The organism is Colwellia sp. Bg11-28 (genome assembly GCF_002836245.1).
In the GTDB taxonomy this organism is placed as follows: domain Bacteria; phylum Pseudomonadota; class Gammaproteobacteria; order Enterobacterales; family Alteromonadaceae; genus Colwellia; species Colwellia psychrerythraea_A.
The window spans coordinates 390,302-415,119 of sequence record NZ_PJBA01000006.1; the positions used below are offsets into that span (position 1 = coordinate 390,302).

Genomic DNA, 24,818 nt, shown 5'->3' on the forward strand with positions numbered 1-24,818 from the left:
CAAAAACAAAAATATAAATAAAGATAAAAGGCAAAATAATGCAAGAAAATATTGTGGCGAATGCGCCACTCATTACCAATGATGCAGTAGTATTGGGACTTTTGGCGCTTATCTTAGGCTTGGTTTTTTATACTTCCACGAGTAAGAATTCCGCCTGTCAAAAATTTTATAAATATGTACCTGCGTTATTAATGTGCTATTTACTGCCTTCTTTTTTAAATACCTTTGGCATAGTGAGTGCTGAGGTTAGCCAAGTTGATGAAGTAGCAAAATACTTTCTTCTACCTGCTTGTTTAGTACTGTTAACGTTAAGTATCGATGTAAAAGCCATTGCAGGCCTTGGTAGCAAAGCTATTATTATGTTTTTAACTGGTACCGTCGGGGTCGTAATTGGTGGTCCAATTGCTTTGCTAATTGTCTCTGCTATTTGGCCTGAGCTTATTGGTGTTACCGGTCCTGAAGCTGTATGGCGTGGTATGGCCGCTCTTGCTGGTAGCTGGATTGGCGGTGGCGCTAATATGTTAGCGATGAAAGAAATATTTGAAGCGGATGGTAAGATATTCACCATTATGGTCACAGTAGATATTGTAGTGGCTAATATTTGGATGGCAGTATTACTTTATATTGCTGCAAACCATAAAGCTATTGATGCTAAAAGTGGTGCAGATACCTCGGGTATTGATAAACTAATTGCTGATGTTGAAGCTTTTGACAAAGAGCATAAACGAACGCCAGAATTGAAAGATTTTATATTTATTATTGCCATCGCTTTTGGTGCAGCTGGTTTTGCCCATTTTGCAGCTGATTTACTGGTACCGTTTTTCCAACAAAATTTCCCTGATCTAAAAAAATTCAGTCTACACAGTAAATTATTTTGGATTATTGTCTTAGTAACTTCAATTGGCTTGGCTTTATCGTTTACTAAAGTTAGACGACTTGAATCGGTAGGTGCCTCTAAAGTTGGTAGTAGTTTCTTATATATTCTTGTTGCAACCATTGGTTTGCATATGGATGTTACCCAAATAGCAGAAGCGCCGAAGTATGTGGTTATTGGTTTAATTTGGATGGCAATACACGTCGCTTTATTATTTGCTGTTGGCCGATTCATTAAAGCGCCAATATTTTACTTAGCGGTAGGTAGTAAAGCTAATATTGGTGGTGCAGCTTCTGCCCCAGTGATTGCCTCTGCATTCCACCCATCATTAGCACCTGTTGGTGTATTACTTGCAGTACTAGGTTATGCCCTAGGTACTTATATGGCTTGGATGTGTGGACAACTATTACGTATTATCGGTAGTTAGTAAAACATCACCTTGTTGCTGTATGAACGAATTTAGGTGTCAAAAGTGCTCATTGATACTTTTCTAATTGATAAGTGTCAACTCAGTGCTTTTTCCTTTAAATTGATTTATACAGCTTAAAGTTGAAGCATTACTTAAAGCTACTTTTTGCACATATCTGATAATAGAATTACGGTACTTTTTTAGGAATACTTTTTAGGAAGAAATGATGACAATTAAATCTGTTTCAGTTAAAGGCATTGACGTTGCTAATGAGCAACCTTTTGTATTATTTGGTGGCATGAATGTGCTTGAATCACGTGATCTTGCGATGAAAATTGCTGAGCACTATGTTGAAGTGACTCAAAAGCTAGGTATACCTTATGTATTTAAGGCCTCATTTGATAAAGCAAATCGTTCTTCAGTCAATTCTTATAGAGGCCCTGGTTTAGATGAAGGCTTAAAGATTTTTGAAGAAATAAAGTCAACGTTTAATGTGCCGATTATTACTGACGTGCATGAATCATATCAAGCACAGCCGGTAAGTGAAGTCGTTGATGTTATCCAGTTACCAGCCTTTTTAGCGAGACAAACTGACCTTGTGGTAGCCATGGCTAAAACCGGTGCCGTTATAAATGTTAAAAAACCCCAATTTCTTGCTGCACATGAAATGAAGCACATTATTACCAAATTTGGTGAAGCGGGAAATGAGAATATTATTTTATGTGAGCGAGGTAGTTGCTATGGATATAACAACCTCGTTGTTGATATGCTGGCAATGGACGAAATGAAAAATTACGCCCCTGTTATCTTTGACGCAACGCACGCCCTGCAAAAGCCTGGTGGTCGTAGTGATAGCGCTGATGGTCGTCGTGCTCAAGCGGCGCAATTAGCGCGAAGTGGTATGGCAATAGGAATAGCGGGTTTATTCATTGAAGCACATCCTGATCCATCTGCAGCTAAGTGTGATGGTCCTTGTGCATTGCCACTGGATAAGCTAGAGCCTTACTTAGCTCAAATGAAAGCCCTAGATGATTTAGTGAAAGGTTTTACGCCACTCATCACTGACTAGAATTTGATCCATCTTACGTATTTTGAGCCTACTTATTATTCGTTAAGTAAGTGGTAACTTATAATTTAAGCAATAAAAAAGGTGTCCTAGGACACCTTTTTTTATTTGCGATCTTAATAACTAAGATCTTACTTCAGTAAATGTGCGAGCATTTTGAAATATGGTAACATGCGGGTTAAAACGAACCGACATGAAGAGTGATAACCACTGTGGTTAGTATTACTTTACACAGTGTAGTTCACTTTAATTATTCAGCAATTAAACTTGCGTTAGTTATCGTAATAGACTTGTTTTGATTAGCTGTTTGCTTTTGTTTAGCAAAGCCTGCGTCAGTCGATTGTTGTGTAAATATAATTTTAGCTGGTGCTAAAGAAACCTTTAGGCTTTTATGTGCAGCAGTTGTAAGTTGAGTTCGGTTCACTGGCTCAGCTTTAACAAGTGCCGTTTTTGGTACCGCAGCTGTAGCTGCAGTACTTAATAAAGTAGTGGCGAATAATGCGACAAGTAAATTAGTTTTTTTAATGCTTTGTTTCATGTGTTTGTCCTATGTATGACCTAATAATAAATTTGTAGTACCCTATAGATTTATTAGGACCATTTCTCGCACTGGTTTTATTCTTAAAAAATAAAGCGTATGGTTGGGAGCACACGCTATACCTGAGTTTCATAAAACGTTGAGATGATGTCCTTCATCTACGGCGTGAATAATACGCAAGTTAGTAAAAAAATAAAAATGACTTTAATTAATGTTATTCATTAGAAAAACTAATGAATAATTGTTATGCTCTATTTATAGGTTTTTATGCAGTTATTAACGACATAATTTAAATTTTATTGAATATTCTAGGGTGAATTTTGGCTAGTAGACTCCCACCATTAAACGCTTTGCGAGCATTTGACGCATCGGCAAGGCAGCTTAGCTTTACGCGAGCAGCAGAAGAGCTTTTTGTAACGCAGGCTGCAATAAGCCATCAAATTAAATCTTTAGAAGATCATTTAGGCATTAAATTGTTTATGCGAAAAAACCGAGCCTTGCTACTGACAGAAGAAGGACAATCGTATTATCTGGACATTAAAGATATTTTTACCTCGTTGCATGAAGCCACTGAGCGCTTACTGGCTCGTGGGGCTAAAGGAGCCATAACGGTTAGTTCGCAAGCAAGTTTTGCTATCCAATGGTTAGTCCCTAGGTTAACGGCTTTTAATTCATTGCATCAGGATATTGATGTTAGGATCAAAGCGGTTGATCAGCCTGAGAACTCATTGACTGAAGATGTTGATATCGCGATTTATTATGGTCGAGGTCGTTGGCCAAATATTCATGCTGATAAATTGCATACCGAATACCTAATTCCCGTTTGTTCACCATTGTTAGTGCAAGAAAATGCTGCTAATGGCAAACCACCTCTTTTAACATTAGAGGATTTGTCTGAACATACATTATTACATGATACTTCACGTAAAGATTGGAAACGCTGGTTCAAACAAGTGGGTGTTAAAGGGGCTAATGTCAATCATGGCCCTATTTTTAGTCACTCCGCTATGGTTTTACAAGCGGCGTTACACGGACAAGGCATTGCGTTGGCTTACAGCGTGTTAGCAAAGCCTGATATAGACTCAGGACGATTAGTTTGCCCTTTTAACGATGTTTTAGTGAGTAAGAATGCTTATTTCATCGTCTGTCGTGAAAATCAAAAAGATATTGGTAAAATTACTGCTTTTAGAGAGTGGATGTTGGACATGGTTGAAGCAGAGCAAGCACAAATTACTGATGGACAAATAAGTTAATGACCCACCAAGATACAATTGCTAGCGAAGATGGTAGCGATATCAATATATTGTTGAACACTGTCCAAAATGCTAAAGCACTCGTTATATTTGCCCATGGCGCGGGCGCTAATATGTCACATGAGTTCATGAATGAAACATCGCGTTTACTTAATCACTTGGGCATCAATGTTTTACGTTTTAATTTCCCTTTTATGGATAAAAGGGCACTGACAGGTAAAAAATACCCCCCTGATAGAATGCCTAAGCTGTTGCTTTGTTATGAAACCGTGATCGAATACGTAGTTGAAAAAAAACTAAGTCATCAGTTACCTTTATTTATTGGTGGTAAGTCTATGGGCTCGCGCGTTGCGGCAAGCTTGGTGGCTGATTCTGATCTATTAAAGAGTCGTTTACTTAATCACATTTCTGGCATTTTTTGTATAGGTTATCCATTTCATCCAGCTAAAAAACCAGAAAAACTACGTCTTGAACCTTTGGTTCATGCCAATAAGCCAGTATTAATTGTACAAGGTGACCGTGATACTTTGGGTAATAAAGTTGAGATTGCCAGTTATCGGCTAGCTGAGCACTGCCAATGTGTTTTTTTAGAAGATGGCGATCACAGTTTAAAACCAAGAGTTAAATCAGGTTTTACTCATCAGGCACACATGCAAAGTGCTGTTGAAGAAATTGTGACATTTATTGAACGGGTAACTATTAGCAGTTAACAACTAAGCCAAACATGAGAAAAAGATATGAATTCTACTAATAAAAATCAGCATCAGGATATAAAATTAAATAGTATGGCAATTTTACTTAAATGGTTGATGATTTTTGTTGGTATCAGTGGCTGTTTTTCTGTACTATTCGGCGCTTGGCTAGCACATGGTGGCCAAGCATTGCCGGTAAATGTGCAATCTAGTTTATCAACTGCACTACAATATCAATTTATTCATACTCTTGCGCTATTAGCTACATTGGTTTGGTTGAAAACAGCTAAGTCCTCAAAGGTATTACTTGGTGCAAGTATCGCCTTTGTCGTCGGGATTTTATGCTTTTGCGGCACAATATATATTAAGTCTTTTTTTGAACTTGCCATTATTGGGAAGTTAACACCTTTTGGTGGTATTTCTTTTGCTCTCGCTTGGCTATTGTTAGCGCTAGAAGGTAAAAATAATTTTTAACGACACTTTTTGTAGTGTTAATACGCTTATGTTCATACATCATTAAAGATGAACATTAGCTATAGAAGGTAAAACAACATATGACCTCCATCGTATTATTCTGTCGACCAGGCTTTGAAAAAGAGTGTGGTGCAGAAATCCAAGAAAAAGCTGCTTGGAATGAAATGTATGGCTATTTAGAGCTAAAGATAAACCAAGGATTAGTTTTTTTTCACTTACACGAAAGTGCACATGGTGAAGCATTAATGAATAAGTTGCCGCTTAAGCGACTTATTTTCGCTCGTCAGTGGTTTGTTACGGTAACTGATAAAATTGACCTTCCAGATTATAATCGCGTTGAAGCTATTACCGAAGCATTAGGTAATGATTGGCAATACAGTGATTTGCGTATGGAAATGGCTGATGATAACGATGGTAAGTCGTTAAGTAAATTTTGTCGTAAACTCTCAGTACCTTTACGCCAAGCTTTACGTAAGAATAAAGTGCTTACCCAGAAAGGCAATAATTCAGCGGATGATCCTGAAGGCGCTATTTTACATGCGTTATTTCTGAGCGGACAAGAAGTGATTTTAGGCTTTTCATTAGCCCGTAATAGCTCTCCACATGTTATGGGGATCCCTAGATTAAAATTCCCTAGCGCATCACCAAGTCGCTCTACTTTAAAACTTGATGAAGCGTTTTTACATTTTATTCCTCGTGATGAATGGGATGAACGATTAACATCAGGTATGAATGCCGTTGATTTAGGCTCAGCCCCAGGAGGTTGGACATATCAATTAGTGCGCCGTGGCATGATGGTAACAGCAATAGATAATGGTCTTATGGCTGAATCCTTAATGGAAACGGGACAAGTAAAACATAAGATGATGGATGGCTTTAAATACGTACCACTGAAGCAAAATGTTTATTGGTTGGTGTGTGACATGATAGAAAAACCACAGCGAGTAGCTAAGCTAATGAGTGAGTGGTTATTACATGGTCATTGTAAAGAAGCTATGTTTAACTTAAAGCTACCAATGAAAGGGCGTTATCAACAAGTTACCAATGATTTACAAACAATCAAAGATGCTTTTACTAAACATAATGTGAAGTATGAGCTTTATGCAAAACACCTATATTATGATCGTGAAGAAGTCACCGTACATGCACGCTTACTTTCTCCAGCGCCATTAAGAGCTAAAGAGTAGATATACTATATAGTTTAATCAGCTAGCGCTGAAAATAAAAAAGCCATCAAGTTCACTACTGAACTTGATGGCTTTTTTTGTATGCGATTTGTTATCAGAAAACTAGTACTTATAGTCTCTCAAGTACTGCTTCAGTAAAGTCCGTAGTACCATGAGTACCACCTAAATCACCGGTAGTTCTATCACCTGATGCAATAACATCTGTAATAGCAGCTCTGATCTTTTCTGCTTTATCACCCATGTCTAAGTATTCCAGCATTTGAATTGCTGCTAATATCACAGACGTTGGGTTTGCTAAGTTTTTACCAGCAATATCTGGTGCACTACCGTGTACCGCTTCAAAAATCGCACAATCTTCACCAATATTAGCACCTGGCGCCATACCAAGGCCGCCAACTAAACCAGCACATAAGTCTGATAAAATATCACCAAATAGATTTGTTGTTACGATAACATCAAACTGTTCAGGGTTCATAACCAGTTGCATACAACAGTTATCAACAATCATTTCTGTTGATTCAATTTGTGGGTAACGCTGGGCAACTTCACGAGCAACTTTTAAAAATAAACCTGAAGTCGATTTTAGGATATTAGCTTTATGAACAGCTGTTATTTTTTTACGACCTTCTTTAATTGCAGTCTCGTAAGCAAATGTTAATATTTTTTCAGCGCCTTCACGAGTAACAATACTCATTGCTTGAGCTTCAGTACCGTCCTCAGAAGTCACTTGGCCAGCACCAGAATACATGCCTTGAGTATTTTCACGAACCGTTAGAATATCAATGTTTTCATAACGTGCTTTTGTGCCCTTAAATGATAATACAGGACGAAGGTTTGCGTATAATTTAAACTGCTTACGTAAGGTTACGTTGATTGAAGTAAAACCTTCACCTACAGGAGTCGTTAATGGCCCCTTTAAAGTGATCTTGTTTTTTTCGATAAGGTTGATCGTTTCTTCTGGTACTAATTCACCATGCTTTTCTAAGGCGGTTAAACCTGCATCTGCAAATTCATAATCAAAACCACAGCCTGCTTTATCTAATATTTTAATCGTAGCATCTATAATGCTCGGACCGATACCGTCGCCAGGAATTACCGTGATGGTTTGTTTAGTCATTAAGTTCACCTTGTCATAATACTTCGGGGGTAATATGTCGTCTCTTAATTTGTACTAAGCGACAACATACATTTAATTAATTACGTAATGCATAGCTGATATATTAAAAGGTCAGCTCAGTGCTTTTATTTGGGCATTTTATATCATGGAAATGCTATGTATGCGAGCTTGAAAGCTTTTACTTTTACCGACAAAACGGTGATGTTTTAACGGGCTAGTAACTTAACAAATAATAGTAGAGGGTTAGGTAGCTAGTAGCAATCTGACTTTAGTCTACAATTGGTCGATTTTTACTTACACTTACATGATTGCTAACTATTCCCCATTGCTCAGGGTAATTATTGCCTAGACCAATTTCTTTAAGAGTCCCATTTACAAATAGTAGAAAGGTACATTCATCTTGCGTAGTGATGCCATCCGATTTTACGTGCTGAGTACGATAAAACATAACTTGGTAGTTTATTTTATCAATTGTTCTCGCTTCAGTGATGTCAGGACTTCCTAATTGAGTCAATGCTTGCTCAAAAGTAAAATTATCTAGCATTACTTTTGCAATGAATTGACGATTATACGCTTCTCTGTCTTTCCATTTCATCTGATCAGGGCTGTCATCATAAAAAGTCATAACAAGGGCAACAAAAATGCCATAAACCGTCAGGGCAAGTAGGATTCGACCGATTATTTTTTTATTCATAGTTATTTTTCTTTCTAGTATTAACTTTTATCATCAGTAGTTAGGTTTATATTAGCATTAATCTCGTGGGCAGATGAAGAGGTTGTTAAGCGGATATCTTTTAAATTAAAGCCTAAAGGGATATCTTGTTTCAATGTTAATAGCTTTCTTGCCAAATCCATCTGTTCGAGGCTTTGTGTTAACTTCTCTGCAAGCGAGTCTTTTAAATCAGTCGCTTCAAGTATCGCCTTCAATGAACCATATTGGTTAAGTAACTTTGCTGCAGTAACTTGACCAATACCACTAACACCTTCAATTTTATTGGTATTATCGCCAGTTAGCGTCCAAAAATCTATTAGTTGAGACGTCTTAACACTAAACTTACTTTGAACATGTTCTTCATCCAAATAGCGGCGATTAAAGTAATCATAAATATGTATGTTAGGGCTAAGTAAAGGTAGGAAACCTTTATCGGTCGAAATAATAGTCACTTTTTGACCGTGAAGTGCCATCTTCACCGCTAAAGTAGCGATAAGATCATCAGCTTCATCTTCGTCTGATGTCAGTGAATCAACACCTTGTTCCATAAAAGCATCTTGTATATCAATTAATTTATTTGCAAGGTGATCAGGCATCTTCTTTCTGCCTTTCTTGTACCCCTCAAATAATTGATACCGCCAGCAGGGCTCTTGACTATCAAATACAGTCAATGCGTGTGTCGGCTGATGTTGGTCGATAATTTTTATTAAAGCGTTTACACAGGTATTTTGCGTATTAAATAGTACTTGTTTTAAGGTGCTGGCTGATAGCTCATCGTCGTGATCCTGCTTTATTTGGATAAAAGGACGCTCTTGTACAGCGTACACACGACGAATTAAATTTAGAGCATCAATGAGTATTAAGTGAGCGGACAATATTAACCCTCAATAACTTTATAACAGGGAATATACTCACTACCAGGTAACTTCATACGTTGTTGTTTTACGAACGAGGCAAGTAGTTTATCCATTAGCGCCATGATCTCTTTATCTCCAGATATTTCAAAAGGACCAAATTCTCTAATTGCTTTGATGCCCCCTGATTTTACGTTACCTGCAACTATCCCTGAAAAGGCGCGGCGTAAATTAGCGGCGAGTTCAGCCGTAGGGAGTTCATGACTAATGTTTAGATTTGCCATATTTTCATGTGTTGGCTCAAAAGGGTGTTGGAAGTCATCGGCAATCATAAGTGACCAATTAAAGTGAAAGGCATCACCTGTTGCTTTTCTATGTGCAAGTACTTTATCTAAACCTTGCTTCATTACTTGGGCTACTTTAACAGCATCATCAACGACTATTTGATACAGCGACTGTGCTTTTTTGCCAAGAGTGGCGCCAATAAAAAGATCTATTTCATTAAAATATTCAACAGCGCTTGCAGGCCCTGTCAGAATAATAGGTAACTGTTGCTCCGAATTACTTTCGTTAAGCATAATGCCCAAAATATAGAGCAGCTCTTCGGCCGTTCCAGCTCCACCAGGGAATATAATTATGCCGTGTGACATGCGTACAAATGCTTCTAAGCGTTTTTCAATATCGGGCATGATTACTAATTCATTAACTATTGCGTTTGGTGGCTCTGCTGCAATAATGCTTGGTTCGGTTAAGCCTATATAACGTCCTTCTTTGATACGTTGCTTCGCGTGGCCAATGGTTGCTCCTTTCATAGGGCCCTTCATTGCGCCTGGACCACAACCTGTACATATATTAAATCCGCGTAAACCAAGTTGGTAACCGACATCTTTAGTATATTTATACTCATTGTGTTTAATTGAGTGACCACCCCAGCAAGTGACTAAGTTCGCCCCAGTCTCTGGCAATATTAGATCGGCATTTCTTAATATATCAAAAATTGAATCGGTAATGCCTTCCGACGAGCAGGGAACTCTTCTGTAGCTACTATGAAGAAAAAGAATATCGCGTAATACTGCAGATAGGTGTTCTCTGATACCTCGGATTATTTTATCGTCAACAAAAGCGTGAGTTGGTGGGTTTTTTAAATCAATTTTTACGCCGCGCTCTCGTCTTAATACCTGTATTTCGAATGAAAGGTATTTTTGATAAATTTCTTCGGCATCATCAGTATTTGAACCTGCGTTGAGGACAGCGAGGGAACAGTTTCGATACAGTGTGTATAAGGTACTACTAACTGATTGTTGCAGTTGGTCAACTTCTGCTTGCGAAAGCAAGTTCATATTTCCAACCGGATTAATTTGAGTATGCATAGCTCACTCCTTTTATGCTAATCACTTATGATAAAATACAGCTGTTCTTGGTGAGATGTGAAGGCTGCGATTAAGCCGTGTCTTTTTATCGCTACTTAACGTAAATAACTTGATTCTTGCCTTGTTTTTTTGCTTTATACATCGCTTGGTCTGCGCGTTCAAAAGCAATATGGATGTTATCGTCAGGTTTTATATGCGTTGCGCCAATTGAAAGGGTAATGCTTACTTTATTCGTTTTAAACTTAAAAGGTAAGCGAGCTACGAAGTTATTCAAAGCATTGAGTTCAGCGGTTAATGCTTCTTCTTGGACTTTAGAATAAATAAGAACAAACTCTTCGCCACCATAACGACCAACAAAGACCCCTTTACTTACATTTTTTACAATTGAGTTAGCAATGACTTGTAATGTTTTATCGCCAGCGGTATGGCCATATGTATCGTTAATCTTTTTAAAGTCATCGATATCAATAACGACTAAGGCAAGCGGGAATGATTTACGATGAAAACGGATCATTGATTTTGCAAAGAAATCATCAAAAGCAGCTCTATTAGCTAGTTTGGTTAGAGCATCTTGCATACTTTTTCTTTGCTGTTCGGCCAGTTTTTCTTCAAACATCTCGCTCTGTTGTTCAAGTTGTTCAACTTTGGCCGACATATCATTAAGCTTATCAGCTAATTGCTGGTGATTTTGTTGTTCAAATTTTGATTTTTGCTCTAACGTATTAGCAATGACTTGTAGTTTTTCATTAATATCTTCTTTTACTTGACTCAATGTTAACGCTTTCTCTACGGTCCCAGTCATATCGAGTAACTGGCTTTGTAACTTGAGATTGATTATATCGTTGGCTTTTTGCGAGTTTTTCTGTGTAACAATGGTATCTTTAACGGCACTTTGTACCGTTGTTAACGTGGCACTTAGCGTGGTTAAAAAGTTTTTAGCATTTTTTTGCTCATCTTTAAAATCAGCGACAATAACATCAAAAATATCAATGAAATTTTGCAGTACTTTCTCACTTGATTGATTAGTCATTAGTTTTTTCTTAATGGCTAATAAATCACTCGTGTGCGCTTTAGATAATGGCAAAGCACCGAGTGAAATTGAAATTTTTTCAAGAAATTGAGCATCCAAGATTACAGAGCTACCGACTATAGCATTTTTATTTTCGGGTGAAGTAACAGGAGGAGCCTGCAAAATACCTTGATTAGCCATACCACTTTTGGCTTTTAGAGAATGATCATAAAAGGTCAATAATTGACTTAATAGAGGAATATACTGGATTAAAGAATCTTTACCTTCTTTGGTTTCTGTTAACAAGGTACGCAGATCTCTACGTAAATCTCCAGGTAAGCCATTTATTTTTTGTAAGCTTTCACCTGCTTGGCTAAACTGCTCATGGACATGAGAAATATTCTTTCTATTGGTTATGCTGTGTTGTTGCAACAATTTCGAGATAACTGCAATTTTCTCTTCAATCTCAGAGATTGGAGCTGACTTGGTAAATAGGGTTCTTAATTGCGCCAGACGGTTATCCAGTTCAAGATCAATGCCTTTGGAAACTAGCGTTAATTTACCAATAAATTGAATGAGCAGATTAGATTGCAGATTAAAATCATCTTCTAGTGAACTACGAGACTCGATGGCAGTATCAAGTTTTCTTTTTAGTGCAACTAGCTGCTTTTGGGCAACAGAACTGTCATTCATAAAACCAATAAATCCTAATGCAGAGGAATAGTTAGTGCGTAATATAGTCTAAATAACATAATTAATGCTTTGTTTTCTGCTATTTATCTTGATAAATAGTTTATTACTATACTATTACTTTGTTCTTATTATAAGACAGTTTATACCATAAAAATGTTATTTATCAGTATGTGAGTGAAAAAAGATTACTTTCATTGTTCTACAGTAAATTTTAATAGTATTGAGCAATTTTTCATTGGTAAAATAGCGCCATCTTATAGCAACTACTTTGTGTACCAATAATGAGCGAATTTACGCGCGTATTTAATTATAAAATTAAACTAATGATAGCAATATCTTTATTTTTTACACAGCTGATATCAGCTAATGCGAGTGTAGAAGTTAACATCAGCGTAGAGCAACCAGAGCACCATTTAGCGAACGTTGAACTTAAATTTGAGCAAGTAAATGAAAGTAAAGTTAACTTTTATCTTCCTACTTGGCGTACCGGTCGATACGAGACGCTCAACTTAGCCAATGGAATTCGTGAATTCATTGCTCAAGATAGCCAAGGTAATGTGCTTAGCTGGCATAAAATAGATAAAAACACGTGGCAGGTGAGTGATGCTCAAAACAAAAAAATCACTTTAACTTACCAAGTTTATGCAAACCAATTGGCGAAAAGAACTCGTCATATTGATGATAGCCATGCTTTTTTAGATAGCTCCGCCGTTATTATGTACAGTCAGGCAAGTCGAAGTTCAGAACATATCGTACAGCTTTCAGTGCCTAAATTATGGAAAAGCTTTTCTGGTCTTGAATCCGGTAACAATAGCCATCAATTTATTGCCCATGATTATGATCAACTAGTAGATTCTCCTATTGAAAGCGGTATTAATGAACACTATCAGTTTAGCGTTGATAATCGACAGTATGAACTGGTCATATGGGGAGAAGGTAATTACGACAGTGCGAAAATGGTTAAAGATTTACAAATATTGGTAAAACAAAGTAAGCATGTTTGGCAGGGATACCCTTTTAAGCGTTATGTATTTATGGTGCACGCAACGAGTGGTGCTCGCGGTGCAACAGAGCATGTAAATTCAACCATAATTCAGCGTTCGCGTTTTAAATTTTCAACCCGAAAAGATTACCTCAGTTTTATTGCTGTTGCTGCTCACGAATTTGTTCATACATGGAATGTAAAGCAGTATCGCCCGAAAGGCATTGTGCCTTACGATTATCAACAAGAAAATTACTCTAACTTGTTATGGTTAGTAGAAGGTTCAACCAGTTATTTGCAATACCAGCTTTTATTACGTGGTAATTTAATGACGACAGATGAATTTTTTACTGCGTTAGCTAAACGAATTACCGCGCATGCTCATAAACCTGGGAAAGAAAGTCAGAGTGTGGCACAAGCAAGCTTTGATGCTTGGATAAGTGAGGGAGGAGATTATGGTAATAATCATAGCGTGAACATTTATTCAGAAGGATTTTTAGCCTCTTGGTTACTTGATTTTGATATTCTCACTAAAACTGCATTATCGAAAAGTTATCGAAATGCACACAATCAACTTTACCAACAACATCGCCTGCCAAAAGGCTATGATGAACAAGATGTTTTAAGTATATTAGAACAGATAACAGGTGACGACTATCAAGTTTGGTGGCAAAAAAATATCCAAGGAACAACAAAAATTAATTTTAACCTTTTATTAGCTAAAGCTGGTCTAAAGATGAGTTATGCTAAAAATGTTAAGGATAAATCGAGTGAGCAATCTAAAGTTTGGACTGGTCTTAAAACTAAGCTAGATAACCATGATTTAATTGTTTCATCGGTAGAGAAAAATAGTCCAGCATGGGACGCAGGACTTACGACAGAAGATGTCATTGTTGCAATCGATGGACTGCGCCTGCTCGACAATGAACTTGATAACCGTTTAAAAGATTTTAAACCGAAACAAACTATTACGGTTACCTATTTTCGAAGAGATAAGTTAATAACTAGCCGTCTTAAACTGGCAGCGATACCTAAAAACAAGTTAAAAATCATTCCAATTGCAAAGGCAAGTGTCGAACAAAAAGCATTTTTTAAAGCATGGACGGGTGTCGATTTTCCAGAGAAGAAATAGTGATATAAAAGCATAAAGCATAAAGCACGCATGTTATGTCGCTCTATGCTTTTTTATTTTATAGGAATGCTCTCTGTTATTGGCGCAATGTTCTGGCAAAAGGAGCTTGTTCAATATGACTACTTCTGAATGGGTTAATATCTAACCCTCCTCGTCTGGTGTAGCGTGCAAAAATGGTTAACTCATCAAGTTGACAAAATTGCTGTAAATCACAGTAGATTCTCTCTACACATTGTTCATGAAATTCATTGTGCTGGCGAAACGATATTAAATACTTTAACAATGATGGGTGATCTATCGCTTTACCACGGTAATGGATATAGATGCTCGCCCAATCTGGCTGATTAGTTATTAAACAATTAGATTTTAATAGATGGCTAACTAAATACTCTTCAATTTGAGAGCCTGATCTTTCATCTTGTGCTGTAGCGAGCAATTGTGGGTCATATTGATAATTGTCTATGCTAATATCTTCACCATCAATACAAATACATTTATCTGATTTTTTGGCAATATCTAAGGCAGGGCAGTGATCAACACCAAACAAATTTACGCTTGCCACAGAGCCAGCTATTTTTGATAGATCTTTAGTTAATACTTTCTCTACGTCTTTAATGCTGGAAAACCGTGTTTGATTAAAGCTATTTAAATAAAGTTTAAACGACTTTGATTCAACAATATTGTCACTGGTGCAAGCAAATCGAAATTCAGCAACAGCGACAACGGGCTTACCCTTTCCATTTAACCATGATAGTTCATATCCATACCAAACATCCTCACCTACAAAAGGTAAATTACTTTGATTTAGTGCTAAGTCGTCCCTATTTAAACTTCTAGGTACTCCTTGTAGCAAATCTGCGGTATATTCGCTGCAATATTGTGTACTTTTCCCCAGTGTTAATTTGCTGAGTTCCGTTGCATTTTGATAATTGGCCATAAAATTTTTCAGTAGTGAGCTAGTATCTCGCTATTTTAAAGGATCTTTTCTTTATATGACATCTACAAATAAAACTTTAACGCAAGCGATTTTAAACTTCAGTAAAAGCTATAGTCAACAACACGTCGAGCAATTTGGACATCTTCCTACAGTAGAACATGATGAACAATGGCTATCACCGTGTGACTTAGGTTCACATGATACTAGTCACCATTACTGGCAAGCCGTTGCAATGGAAAGTGTTCAATTAGCTGATAACAAAGAAGAAGCTCTCTCTTTTGAGAATGTCGAGTCAGCATTAAATATTGAATTACATCCGGATATTAAAATATATTTCACCACTATTTTTAGCGGTGATATTGAAGCGCAGTCTGATGACGGTGAATTATCTCTTCTTTTTGCTTGGAACAAAGACGATTTTGAACGATTACAAGAAAATATCATCGGTCATATTTTAATGAAACAAAAGTTAAAGCAAGTTGAAACTGTTTTTTTCGCTGTTACCGACGAGGAAGACATGATTATTTCTGTAGATAACAGTAGTGGAGAGGTCTGGGTCGAACAAGTTGGTTGTAAGCCGCATAAAAAACTCAGCGATTCATTAGCTGAGTTTATAAGTCAGTTAACTCATAAAAATGTAGTGAGTGAAAAATCATAATAGCAAAGATTAAATCATTCCTACTTTTTAGTCAGTTGCTCACTTAAGTTGTTGATGAGCAACTTCATCTCATATAGCTCTTTTTTCATTTCAGTTAATTCCAAAGCTAATGATTGTTGAATCACTTTTTTTATCACACCATTTTCAAGTAAGGATTCCAGTAACTCCGACGTGTTTTTTGCCGATGAATCGTTATTCACTACTTGTTCTTCATTAATTGTAGGAGCAATAAAGTCGGGTTGATGCTGCCAGCCTTTCAGAGTAGTTATTACCGTAGCTAATGGAGCACGTTGACTTAGCTTTGCTTTTACTAAAGCAACTGTCGGCTTTGTTCCGGCATTAGCTAATTGATTTGCGCAGATTAAAATTTCATCGATAATTGTCATTTTACTTACTGATTTGGAATATGAATAATTAATTTAACTATATTTTAGCCAATATAACTAAAGATGTCTTGGTTTTCATTTTCTTATTTTTTAAAACTCTTTAAATTCAGTTACTTAATCATTTGGCTTGTTTTTTGCCTTAATACATCTGAGCATTATAATAAATATTAAAACACCTTAGGAAATATAGACATGAAAAAATCAATAATAGCTTTACTGATTGCAGCTCCACTAGCTATGACATTATCTGGATGTGTTATTAAAATAAATGACGACGGAATGGATCATGGTTTTGTTGGTGATAGCGAAGACCGAACTTATAAAAATCGTAAGAAAATTGCCAAAGTACAATTAGGCACTTCATTTATGGATATACAAGAAAATTTAGGTGTTTCTGATTTTTCTGAGACTTATGCTGATGGCGATAATACAGTGCGCGTTCTATATTATCGCACCCAACGCAAACATAAAGATGGTTTAACGACAAAAGATGAATGTACTTTCCTCCAGTTTATTAATGGCCAACTAGTAGAAACAGGTAATGGTGGAGATTATTCAAAAATTGATAAGGTTATAGCAAATTAATTATTAGTTTTCTTGAATTTTAAATCCCCCGCATAGCGGGGTATTTTTTTATCTCCACATCTATAGTAACAGTTTGTTCTAAACTTATTATATTTGACCTATTTGAAATTATACTGGTATGGTGGGTTGTTAAATTAATGATCATCCATCGTCAGAGTAGGGATAATAATGAGTGAGACAGTATCGGTAGAAAGTAGTGTTGATAGCAATATAAATCAAGACGTTAATATTCGAGCGACATATTTGGGTGCTCATGAATTGAAATTAGCCGCGTCCCTTTTATATCAAGCCTATCATGATGACCCCGTTTTTTTAGATATTTTTAAAAGCGATAAAGAAGATTATGAGCAACGTCTTCGTGGTGCTATCAGGGAAGAACTTAATGCTTTCTGGCAAGCTAAACAGCCTATGATTGGACTGTATCTAGGTGAGGCTATGGTTGGTGTTGCTTGTATTAATAGCCCTGATGAAACATTGGCGAGTGATCGTTTTTGGCATTGGCGTTTAAAGATGCTGTTGAATGCAGGTTACTTTAGTACCAAACAAATGATGCAAAAAGAGCACACTGTATTGGCTGCTGTGCCGTTAAAAATATTTCACTTTTTATCCTTTATCGCAGTTCATCCACTGCATCAACAGCATGGTTTTGGTCACTACTTAATGGCCGCTGTAAATACAGTTCTTGATGAACATCCCGATAGTGAGGGTGTTGCGGTGTATGCAACCTCAGGAAAATTTAAAGAATTCTTCAAACAGGTTGATTATCACACGGTTAAAGAGGTGACAGTAGGCAATGTCTGTGGTTCTGTGATGGTTCACTATCGAGATAAAGAAGAATAAATGTTATTTATTTGCTTTTATTGAAGCTACTGTAGGTCTCTTGTTCCCTAATTTCATTCCCTAAAAAAAATAGCACTGACAAAGTGCTATTTTTTTTGTAAGACATGTCTTACATCACTGTGAGATATATTGGCAATTTCTGCTGCTTCATTTAAATAACAACCTTAAGTTATTGATTGTAATCGGTTATTTTTTGTCATTAATTGTGATGTTGTTTCTGTATTTGGATCTTAATTGTTAACCTGCTTCGACCAATGATGTTTAGGTGTATTATTATTCCTGTCAGGAAGACAAGAAGCAGGGGGCTTCAGCATTACTTGTAATGCTATTAAGGAAGATGCAAGTTACTGAGATGGAATCTAGTGGCTTAAGGACTTACCGGGACGGTAATTATTACTTAAGGATTGAGTTGAGAAAGTTGGATGCAACGGATGCTATTCAAGGAAGATATAAGTAAGGATGCTTGTGTCAGATAAAAGGAAAACCTAAAGCAGGATGCTTTAATTCTAAATAATATTTTTGTGTTATTCAGGATAGGGTTTGATAAGGAGACTTTAAGGATAGAGTCGAGTGGTAGGATACCACAAAGGAAGAAATGAAAGGATATGGCTTAGTGATGATAGCCAATGTCAGGAAGACATGAATTATGGATGATTAAATGAGAGACTAATCGTTTTTCTAAATGGATATGAGTGGACTCATAAGGGATGTGCTAAGGATAGTTGTTCAAGGAAGAAATGAGATCATTAAATATGTGTGCAGGACGCACCATATAAGCTAGTTATAAAGATGCGACTCAATGAGTCGCATTTTTTATAGATCCTAATAAATCACCCAGTTATAAAAATTACTCGACAACCCCGCTTCAAACCGTATTTACTCTAGTTCATCTCTGGATAAATAATAACACCGCCAAACCTCTGTATTCTTTGTAAGACATGTCCTACATCAGTGTGAGATATGTTGGCAATTTCAGCTAGAATATAAGACCAATAAATCCTATCGTACTGATTAATAAGAGTAAAATAAAAAAAGTTTTTGTTACATTATTTTTACATTTTGAACTTTGTTATTACTCGCTTCGATAAACGATATTTAGGTGTAATATCAATCATGTCAGGGAGACAAGGAGCAGGGGGCTTCGGCGTTACTTGTAACGTGATTAAGGAAGATGCGGTTACTAAGATGGATATAGTAACTTAAGGACTTACCGAGGACGGTAACATGACTCAGGGATTGAGTTGAGCAGGAATAATGCAATGGATGCATTTCAAGGAAGATATGAGTAAGGATGCTTGTATAAGAGAGAAGGAAAACCTAACGCAGGATGCTTTAATTATTAATAACACGTTAGTGCTATTAATAATAGGGTTTAACAAGGAGGCTTTAAGGATGAAGTCTAGTGGTAGGATGCCGCTATGGATGATATAAACAAGGATGTGGCTTGGTGAGGATAACCAAGGTCAGGAAGACAATAGTTACGGAAGACTATTACCAAGGAAGCGTAACCAAGGAATGTTAGCTAAGGAAGGTTAACTAAAGGATAAAACACGGAATTGTTGAATTGTATACTTTAAAGGAAATAGGGTCAGGAAGACACTAATTATGGATGATTGAATAGGAAACGTAACCGTTACCCAACATGGACATGAATGGATTCATAAAGGATATACTAAGGATAGTTGTTCAAGGAAGAAATGAGATCATTAATATGTGTGCAGGACGCACCGTATAAGCTAGTTACAAAAATGCGACTCATTGAGTCGCATTTTTTTATGTTTAGATTATAATCTCTGTTCGTTTATCGATATGATTTACTAGGGAAAATCATTATCAACCAGTACCGTATGCTTTGAATGTCATTTCTTCGAAAATCATTGAGTCATTTGAGAGTTGGGCTGTTCATGTTGGAAATATTAGAAAAACTGTCTTCAAAGCTACAACCATTTCGTAAATTGACTTATATAGTGGCAGCACTGCTCATTGCAGTTATTGTTACTCAGGTGCTGCAAACATCTTTGCCAACGCAATCAACCGATCCTACAGCTATGTTAAGTTTTGTTGGCTTGATATGGTTATTACTATTTAATATATTACTTTCTCTTTTCCATAATCTCCCAAAGAACGATGAAGTCTCACAAGGCGTGTTTACACGGGCTAAAATTAAATTGCAACGAAGTTTGTATCATCTTTTAGCATTGCTCTTTATCGGTTTAACGTTAGTGATAGTTTTTTTATCAGTCCGCATGTTGAGAATTTAAATAAACATAATAAAAAAGGAGCAATATAATTGCTCCTTTTTTTATTGTTATTAATTAGCCGGTCACTTGATAACTTAACGTTATTAGGCGTTTATTACCTCGTAGCAGCTTTCATATCTTTAACAAAATGCGTTAAATCAATGAGCATTTTACTTTCGTCGGCTAAGTTATCTTCAATGATTTTAACTACTGCCGATCCACTAATTGCACCAAGAGCGCCTGCTTTGAGGGCATCTTTAACTTGTTGTGGTGTTGAAATTCCAAATCCTAGCACAGGAGGCGCAGCATGATATTTTGCTAAACTATCAATTAACTTGTTTGCTGTCGTCGTAACAGTGTTTTTGGGGCTTTCTGCCGTGTCTACGCCGGTCACGCCTGCGCGACTTAATACATAGGTATAACCACGAGAGTATGAGGACACTTCACGTAAGGTTTCATCACTCGCATTAGGAGGCGCAATGAAAATAGGAGCAATACCGTATTTTAATGCCGCTTCTCTAAACGGTTCACTCTCTCTAATAGGTACATCAGCAATCAAAACTGAATCAACTCCAGCTGCGCTCATATCCCGATAAAAGGCATCAATACCGCGTGCAAAAACTAAGTTGCCATAAAGCAATAAACCAATAGGTATCTGTGGCGCGTATTCTCTTACTCTTTTTAATATATCAATACAAATATCGGTGTTGATGCCAGCACCTAAAGCACGAAGAGCTGCATTTTGAATAGTCAAACCATCAGCACTTGGATCCGAAAATGGAATACCTAACTCTAAGGCATCAGCTCCAGCATCAATTAAACTTTTGATAACAGCAATTGACTGTTCAGCATTAGGATCGCCAATCATGACAAAAGGGATGAAGGCTTGTTCATTTTTTTCTTTTAATGACGCGAATGAGGCTTGGTATCGGGCACCAGCTTGTTGAATGTTTGAGTTTGACATTATGCCTCTCCTCTGTGTTTAACTTTTGTTGTGGATGAAGCTTCTTCAGGTGAAAGAATAGCATGGACATGGGCTAAATCTTTATCGCCACGACCTGACAAGTTAACTAAATAAATAGTTTCTTCGGTTGCAGACTCTGCCATTTTTAATGCTTGGGCAAGGGCATGAGATGATTCAAGTGCAGGAATAATGCCTTCATTCATTGCTAAGGCTTGAAATGCTGCCAATGCTTCATCATCATTAATAGGAACATATTGAGCACGTCCAGTATCTTTCAAAAAGGCATGTTGTGGACCAACCGCAGGGTAGTCAAGACCAGCAGATACTGAGTAAGATTCTTGAATTTGGCCAAAATCATCTTGCATTATATAGGTGTAGTTACCATGCAACATTCCTTTTGTACCAGCAACAAGTGTTGCACCGTGTTCGTTGGTATCAATACCTTTACCACCGGCTTCAACGCCAATAAGCTTAACACCCTCTTCTTTAATAAAATCGTGAAACATGCCGATAGCATTTGAACCACCGCCAACACAGGCGATAACATAATCAGGTAAACGACCTTCTTCATCATAAAACTGTGCTTTGGCTTCTTCACCAATCATTTTTTGAAATTCACGCACTATAGTAGGAAATGGGTGAGGCCCGGCAGCTGTACCTAATAAGTAGTGTGCATTTTCATAATTTGCAGACCAGTCTCTTAGTGCTTCATTAACCGCGTCTTTTAATGTACCTGAGCCAGCCGTTACAGGAATAACTTCAGCGCCCATTAATTCCATACGAAAAACATTAGGCTGTTGTCGCTGACAATCTACAGCGCCCATGTAAACTTTACATTTCAACCCAAGTAATGAACAGGCAATCGCGGTTGCAACACCGTGCTGTCCAGCACCCGTTTCAGCAATTATTTCAGTTTTACCCATGCGCTTAGCAAGTAGAGCTTGTCCTAAAACTTGGTTCGTTTTATGTGCGCCACCATGTAATAGATCCTCACGCTTCAAGTAAATTTTAGCTAGAGGGTTTTTTACAATGTTACGACAACACGTTAATGGTGTAGGTCGGCCAGCATATTTTGTTAATAAATTATTGAACTCGGTTAAAAAGGCTTCATCGGTTTGAGACTCGATAAAAGCTTGCTCTAATTGCTCTAGTGCGGGGACTAATAACTCACCAACGTACATACCACCAAACTCACCAAAATAGGCAGGTAAGCGAGTTTTATTTGATTTTGTCTTTTGAGTATTCTTATTTGCATCTGACATCTTAATAATTCCTAATTTTCGAAAATACTTGCGCTAGTTTGTCACTTGATTTTATACCTGGGCTATCTTCTACACCTGAGTTGAGGTCTAGGCCAAATAAATCTACATGGGTTAACTGCTCTAAGGCTTGACCAATATTGTCATTGTTTAAACCTCCAGCTAAAAAGCTTTTTGATAAATTTTGCTCACTCAAGGCTAACACTTGCCAATCGAAGGTTTTACCACTGCCAGGGCTTTGGCCATCAAGTACATGATGGCTGACATTTGGGTTAAGCAAAGGCACACTTTGTGCTACGGGACTCGCTTGCCATATTTGACAAAAGTCACACTTTTTGAGAATAAGTTCGGCAGTTAAAGCCTCTATATACTGAATATCTTCACTCCCATGAAGTTGCACAGCACTTAAATGTAACGCTTGAACTAATTCAATAATCTGATCACGATCTTCATTAACAAAAACACCGACATATTCTAACTTGGGCTCTGCTTTGATAATTACCTGAGCTTGCTCCTTGGTAACATATCGAGGCGACTTCTCTGCAAAAATAAGTCCGCCAAAACGTGCTCCTTTATCAGCGGCTGCGCTAGCATATTTTATATCTGTTAATCCGCAGACTTTATTATTTCCATAAATGAGCTTGCGACACGCTAAATCAATATCTTGATAAGCGTTGTTTTTGGGATCCATTAATGAGCTCCCTACTAAAAACCCATCAACAGCAGGGGCTAATTCTCTCACTTGAGAGTGAGAATAAATGCCTGATTCAGAAATAATGATTCTATCGTCCGGAATAGTTGGTGCAAAGTCGAATGTACGTGAAATATCAGTACTTAGATCACGTAGGTTGCGATTATTAATACCGATCATTTTTGCATTGAGCTTTATTGCTCTATCGCGCTCAGCTTCGGTGGATATTTCTGTTAGTACTGCTAAGTTATATTGTTCGGCAACTGCCGATAACTCAAGGTACTCTTCATCTGATAATACACTAAGCATCAATAAAACTGCGTCAGCACCGTAGTATCTTGCTAAGTACACTTGATAGCTATCAACAAAGAAATCTTTATTAAGTACCGGGCACTTTACCGATTGGGTTACTATTTTGAGGTAATCAAAATTACCTTGGAAATATTTTTCATCCGTTAATACTGAAATAGCGGCTGCATATTTATCATAAATTTGGCAAATGGCTTTAACATCGAAATCTGGGCGGATAAGCCCTTTAGAAGGTGATGCTTTTTTGCATTCAAGGATAAAACCAGCATAAGGTTTATCTTTAGTTCTTGTTAATGCCGCATACATATCTTTAGTTGTTGGCACTAGTTCATCAATAAAGCTTGATAATGGTTTCTTAATTTTTAAAGCCGCAATTTCAATACGTTTATCGTCAACTATTTGTTCTAAAATATTCTTTTCAGCTGAAGTATTTGTGTCGGTATTCATATTATTTATCAGCCTTTAATTCAGTTTGAGTCGATGAAACATCTTGGTTTGAAAGTTTAACCAAGGTTAATAAAGTGCTTAAGCCTTTACCTGAAGCAAGCACCTCTGTTGCAAGTTGTGCAGCTTGAGTAAGTGACTCAGCTTTATCGTGTAAATACAGTAATGCAGCACAGTTAATTATTACTGCTGCATTGTGTGCATCCTTTCCTTGACCAGATAAAATATCTCTAATGATATCGGCATTTTCTGCAGGCGTGCCACCCTTAATCTCTTCAAGAGTGTAATTTTTTAAGCCAAAGTCTTGTGGTGAAATCGTACGTTCAATTAGTTCACCATTGTTAATTTCAATGGCTTGCGTATTGCCGTGTAACGCAATTTCATCTAAGCCACTACCATGAACAACAAAAGCGCGTTTAACACCGGTCAGCTGGAGTGCTTGAGCCATCGGCATTAATAATTCAGGCGTATATACGCCGAGTAACATTATATTTGGCTTAGCAGGATTAACTAGCGGCCCTAAGATATTGAATAAGGTACGAATGCCCATAGCTTTTCTCACTGGTCCGGCATATTTAAAACCAGAGTGGTAAGCAGGGGCATATAAGAAACATAAATTTGTTTGTGCTAGACAGTGATTGGCTGTTTCAGGTGACATGGATAAATTGACGCCAAATGCTTCGAGTAAATCAGCCGAGCCAGACATACTTGAAACACTTCTATTGCCATGTTTCGCCATTTTTAAGCCACAAGCTGCTGCTAGAACCGCAGCAGTAGTTGAAATATTAATGGTATTAGCACCATCACCACCAGTACCAACACAATCGGCGACAATATCTTCTTTATTACGTTCAGGAAAAGGAGTCGCAGCTGCGCGAATAGCAATTGCCGCACCAGCGATTTCTTCTGGTGTTTCACCTTTAATTTTTAGTGCTGTTAATACACTCGCCATTAAAGCTGGGTCGATGTTGCCTTGGAGTACTTGCTGAAAAAAGTCATGGCTTTGTCTTTGATTCAAATCAAGGCCATCAACTAAGGTAGGTAAAATAGTGTTGATAGTTGATGAAACTAACTCATTTGAGGCAGCACTGGTTGAAGCCATCTCTTTGGAACCTATACTATTGGAGTCAGTATTTAGTGGAT

General features: G+C 37.2%; 23 protein-coding genes. 11 read left to right on the forward strand and 12 right to left on the reverse strand.

What is annotated here, in order from left to right:
- Positions 1-38 precede the first annotated feature (38 nt).
- Complete coding sequence (locus CXF79_RS08655) at positions 39-1,301, forward strand: DUF819 family protein (RefSeq protein WP_011044308.1); 1,263 nt, start codon at positions 39-41, stop codon at positions 1,299-1,301.
- 208 nt (positions 1,302-1,509) lie between these two features.
- Positions 1,510-2,352: a 3-deoxy-8-phosphooctulonate synthase gene (gene kdsA, locus CXF79_RS08660; protein WP_011044307.1), complete on the forward strand. Its 843-nt coding sequence runs from the start codon at positions 1,510-1,512 to the stop codon at positions 2,350-2,352.
- A 247-nt stretch (positions 2,353-2,599) separates the two neighbouring features.
- Here kdsA and CXF79_RS08665 read toward each other — a convergent pair whose 3' ends face one another.
- The gene (locus CXF79_RS08665) at positions 2,600-2,887 is read right to left on the reverse strand and encodes a hypothetical protein (protein WP_011044305.1); all 288 of its coding nucleotides are present in this window, start codon (positions 2,885-2,887) and stop codon (positions 2,600-2,602) included.
- A gap of 320 nt (positions 2,888-3,207) precedes the next feature.
- On the opposite strand from CXF79_RS08665, the gene CXF79_RS08670 reads away from it, so the two are divergent.
- The 4 genes from CXF79_RS08670 to rlmM all read left to right on the forward strand — a co-directional run bounded on the left by CXF79_RS08670 (position 3,208) and on the right by rlmM (position 6,493).
- Positions 3,208-4,140, forward strand: coding sequence for a transcriptional regulator GcvA (locus CXF79_RS08670; RefSeq protein ID WP_011044304.1), 933 nt, complete (start codon positions 3,208-3,210; stop codon positions 4,138-4,140).
- The gene (locus CXF79_RS08675) at positions 4,140-4,850 is read left to right on the forward strand and encodes an alpha/beta family hydrolase (protein ID WP_101154662.1); all 711 of its coding nucleotides are present in this window, start codon (positions 4,140-4,142) and stop codon (positions 4,848-4,850) included. The genes CXF79_RS08670 and CXF79_RS08675 overlap by 1 nt, the downstream gene beginning before the upstream one ends.
- 27 nt (positions 4,851-4,877) lie before the next feature.
- Entirely contained in the window at positions 4,878-5,306 is a 429-nt protein-coding gene (locus CXF79_RS08680; protein ID WP_232769124.1) for a DUF423 domain-containing protein, read from the forward strand.
- A gap of 80 nt (positions 5,307-5,386) precedes the next feature.
- Complete coding sequence (rlmM, locus tag CXF79_RS08685) at positions 5,387-6,493, forward strand: 23S rRNA (cytidine(2498)-2'-O)-methyltransferase RlmM (RefSeq protein WP_011044301.1); 1,107 nt, start codon at positions 5,387-5,389, stop codon at positions 6,491-6,493.
- Positions 6,494-6,602: 109 nt separating this feature from the next.
- Here rlmM and CXF79_RS08690 read toward each other — a convergent pair whose 3' ends face one another.
- From CXF79_RS08690 to CXF79_RS08710, 5 genes are all read right to left on the reverse strand, one after another.
- Positions 6,603-7,610, reverse strand: a complete 1,008-nt coding sequence (locus CXF79_RS08690; protein WP_011044300.1) for an isocitrate dehydrogenase — start codon at positions 7,608-7,610, stop codon at positions 6,603-6,605.
- Positions 7,611-7,878: 268 nt separating this feature from the next.
- The gene (locus CXF79_RS08695; RefSeq protein WP_011044299.1) at positions 7,879-8,304 is read right to left on the reverse strand and encodes a DUF3192 domain-containing protein; all 426 of its coding nucleotides are present in this window, start codon (positions 8,302-8,304) and stop codon (positions 7,879-7,881) included.
- A 20-nt stretch (positions 8,305-8,324) separates the two neighbouring features.
- Positions 8,325-9,197, reverse strand: coding sequence for a flap endonuclease Xni (xni, locus tag CXF79_RS08700; protein ID WP_011044298.1), 873 nt, complete (start codon positions 9,195-9,197; stop codon positions 8,325-8,327).
- Positions 9,198-9,199: 2 nt separating this feature from the next.
- On the reverse strand, positions 9,200-10,546 hold the full coding sequence (gene ppnN / locus CXF79_RS08705; RefSeq protein WP_101154663.1) for a nucleotide 5'-monophosphate nucleosidase PpnN: 1,347 nt from the start codon (positions 10,544-10,546) through the stop codon (positions 9,200-9,202).
- A gap of 91 nt (positions 10,547-10,637) precedes the next feature.
- Entirely contained in the window at positions 10,638-12,248 is a 1,611-nt protein-coding gene (locus CXF79_RS08710; RefSeq protein WP_101154664.1) for a GGDEF domain-containing protein, read from the reverse strand.
- Between the two features lie 323 nt (positions 12,249-12,571).
- On the opposite strand from CXF79_RS08710, the gene CXF79_RS08715 reads away from it, so the two are divergent.
- On the forward strand, positions 12,572-14,362 hold the full coding sequence (locus CXF79_RS08715; RefSeq protein WP_232769125.1) for a M61 family metallopeptidase: 1,791 nt from the start codon (positions 12,572-12,574) through the stop codon (positions 14,360-14,362).
- A gap of 76 nt (positions 14,363-14,438) precedes the next feature.
- Here CXF79_RS08715 and queF read toward each other — a convergent pair whose 3' ends face one another.
- Positions 14,439-15,299: an NADPH-dependent 7-cyano-7-deazaguanine reductase QueF gene (queF, locus tag CXF79_RS08720; RefSeq protein WP_101154666.1), complete on the reverse strand. Its 861-nt coding sequence runs from the start codon at positions 15,297-15,299 to the stop codon at positions 14,439-14,441.
- 55 nt (positions 15,300-15,354) lie between these two features.
- Between queF and syd the strand changes: the two genes are divergently transcribed.
- Entirely contained in the window at positions 15,355-15,957 is a 603-nt protein-coding gene (gene syd, locus CXF79_RS08725; protein ID WP_101154667.1) for a SecY-interacting protein, read from the forward strand.
- A 20-nt stretch (positions 15,958-15,977) separates the two neighbouring features.
- Here syd and CXF79_RS08730 read toward each other — a convergent pair whose 3' ends face one another.
- Entirely contained in the window at positions 15,978-16,343 is a 366-nt protein-coding gene (locus CXF79_RS08730; protein WP_011044291.1) for a hypothetical protein, read from the reverse strand.
- A gap of 192 nt (positions 16,344-16,535) precedes the next feature.
- Here CXF79_RS08730 and CXF79_RS08735 point away from each other — a divergent pair, with 192 nt between their 5' ends.
- The 3 genes from CXF79_RS08735 (at position 16,536) to CXF79_RS08745 (ending at position 20,029) form a co-directional block, all read left to right on the forward strand.
- Positions 16,536-16,928, forward strand: a complete 393-nt coding sequence (locus CXF79_RS08735) for a DUF3192 domain-containing protein (RefSeq protein WP_011044290.1) — start codon at positions 16,536-16,538, stop codon at positions 16,926-16,928.
- 168 nt (positions 16,929-17,096) lie between these two features.
- Positions 17,097-17,768, forward strand: coding sequence for a GNAT family N-acetyltransferase (locus CXF79_RS08740; RefSeq protein WP_011044289.1), 672 nt, complete (start codon positions 17,097-17,099; stop codon positions 17,766-17,768).
- Positions 17,769-19,672: 1,904 nt separating this feature from the next.
- Positions 19,673-20,029 (forward strand): hypothetical protein, encoded by a 357-nt coding sequence (locus CXF79_RS08745; protein WP_232769126.1) that lies wholly within the window; start codon positions 19,673-19,675, stop codon positions 20,027-20,029.
- Positions 20,030-20,123: 94 nt separating this feature from the next.
- Here CXF79_RS08745 and trpA read toward each other — a convergent pair whose 3' ends face one another.
- From trpA to trpD, 4 genes are read right to left on the reverse strand one after another with little or no spacing between them, the layout of a single operon-like run.
- Positions 20,124-20,972 (reverse strand): tryptophan synthase subunit alpha, encoded by an 849-nt coding sequence (gene trpA, locus CXF79_RS08750; RefSeq protein WP_011044287.1) that lies wholly within the window; start codon positions 20,970-20,972, stop codon positions 20,124-20,126.
- Entirely contained in the window at positions 20,972-22,234 is a 1,263-nt protein-coding gene (trpB, locus tag CXF79_RS08755; RefSeq protein ID WP_101154668.1) for a tryptophan synthase subunit beta, read from the reverse strand. The genes trpA and trpB overlap by 1 nt, the downstream gene beginning before the upstream one ends.
- A 1-nt stretch (position 22,235) precedes the next feature.
- Positions 22,236-23,678 (reverse strand): bifunctional indole-3-glycerol-phosphate synthase TrpC/phosphoribosylanthranilate isomerase TrpF, encoded by a 1,443-nt coding sequence (trpCF, locus tag CXF79_RS08760; protein WP_101154669.1) that lies wholly within the window; start codon positions 23,676-23,678, stop codon positions 22,236-22,238.
- Between the two features lies 1 nt (position 23,679).
- The gene (gene trpD / locus CXF79_RS08765; protein ID WP_101156221.1) at positions 23,680-24,777 is read right to left on the reverse strand and encodes an anthranilate phosphoribosyltransferase; all 1,098 of its coding nucleotides are present in this window, start codon (positions 24,775-24,777) and stop codon (positions 23,680-23,682) included.
- Positions 24,778-24,818: the final 41 nt, after the last annotated feature.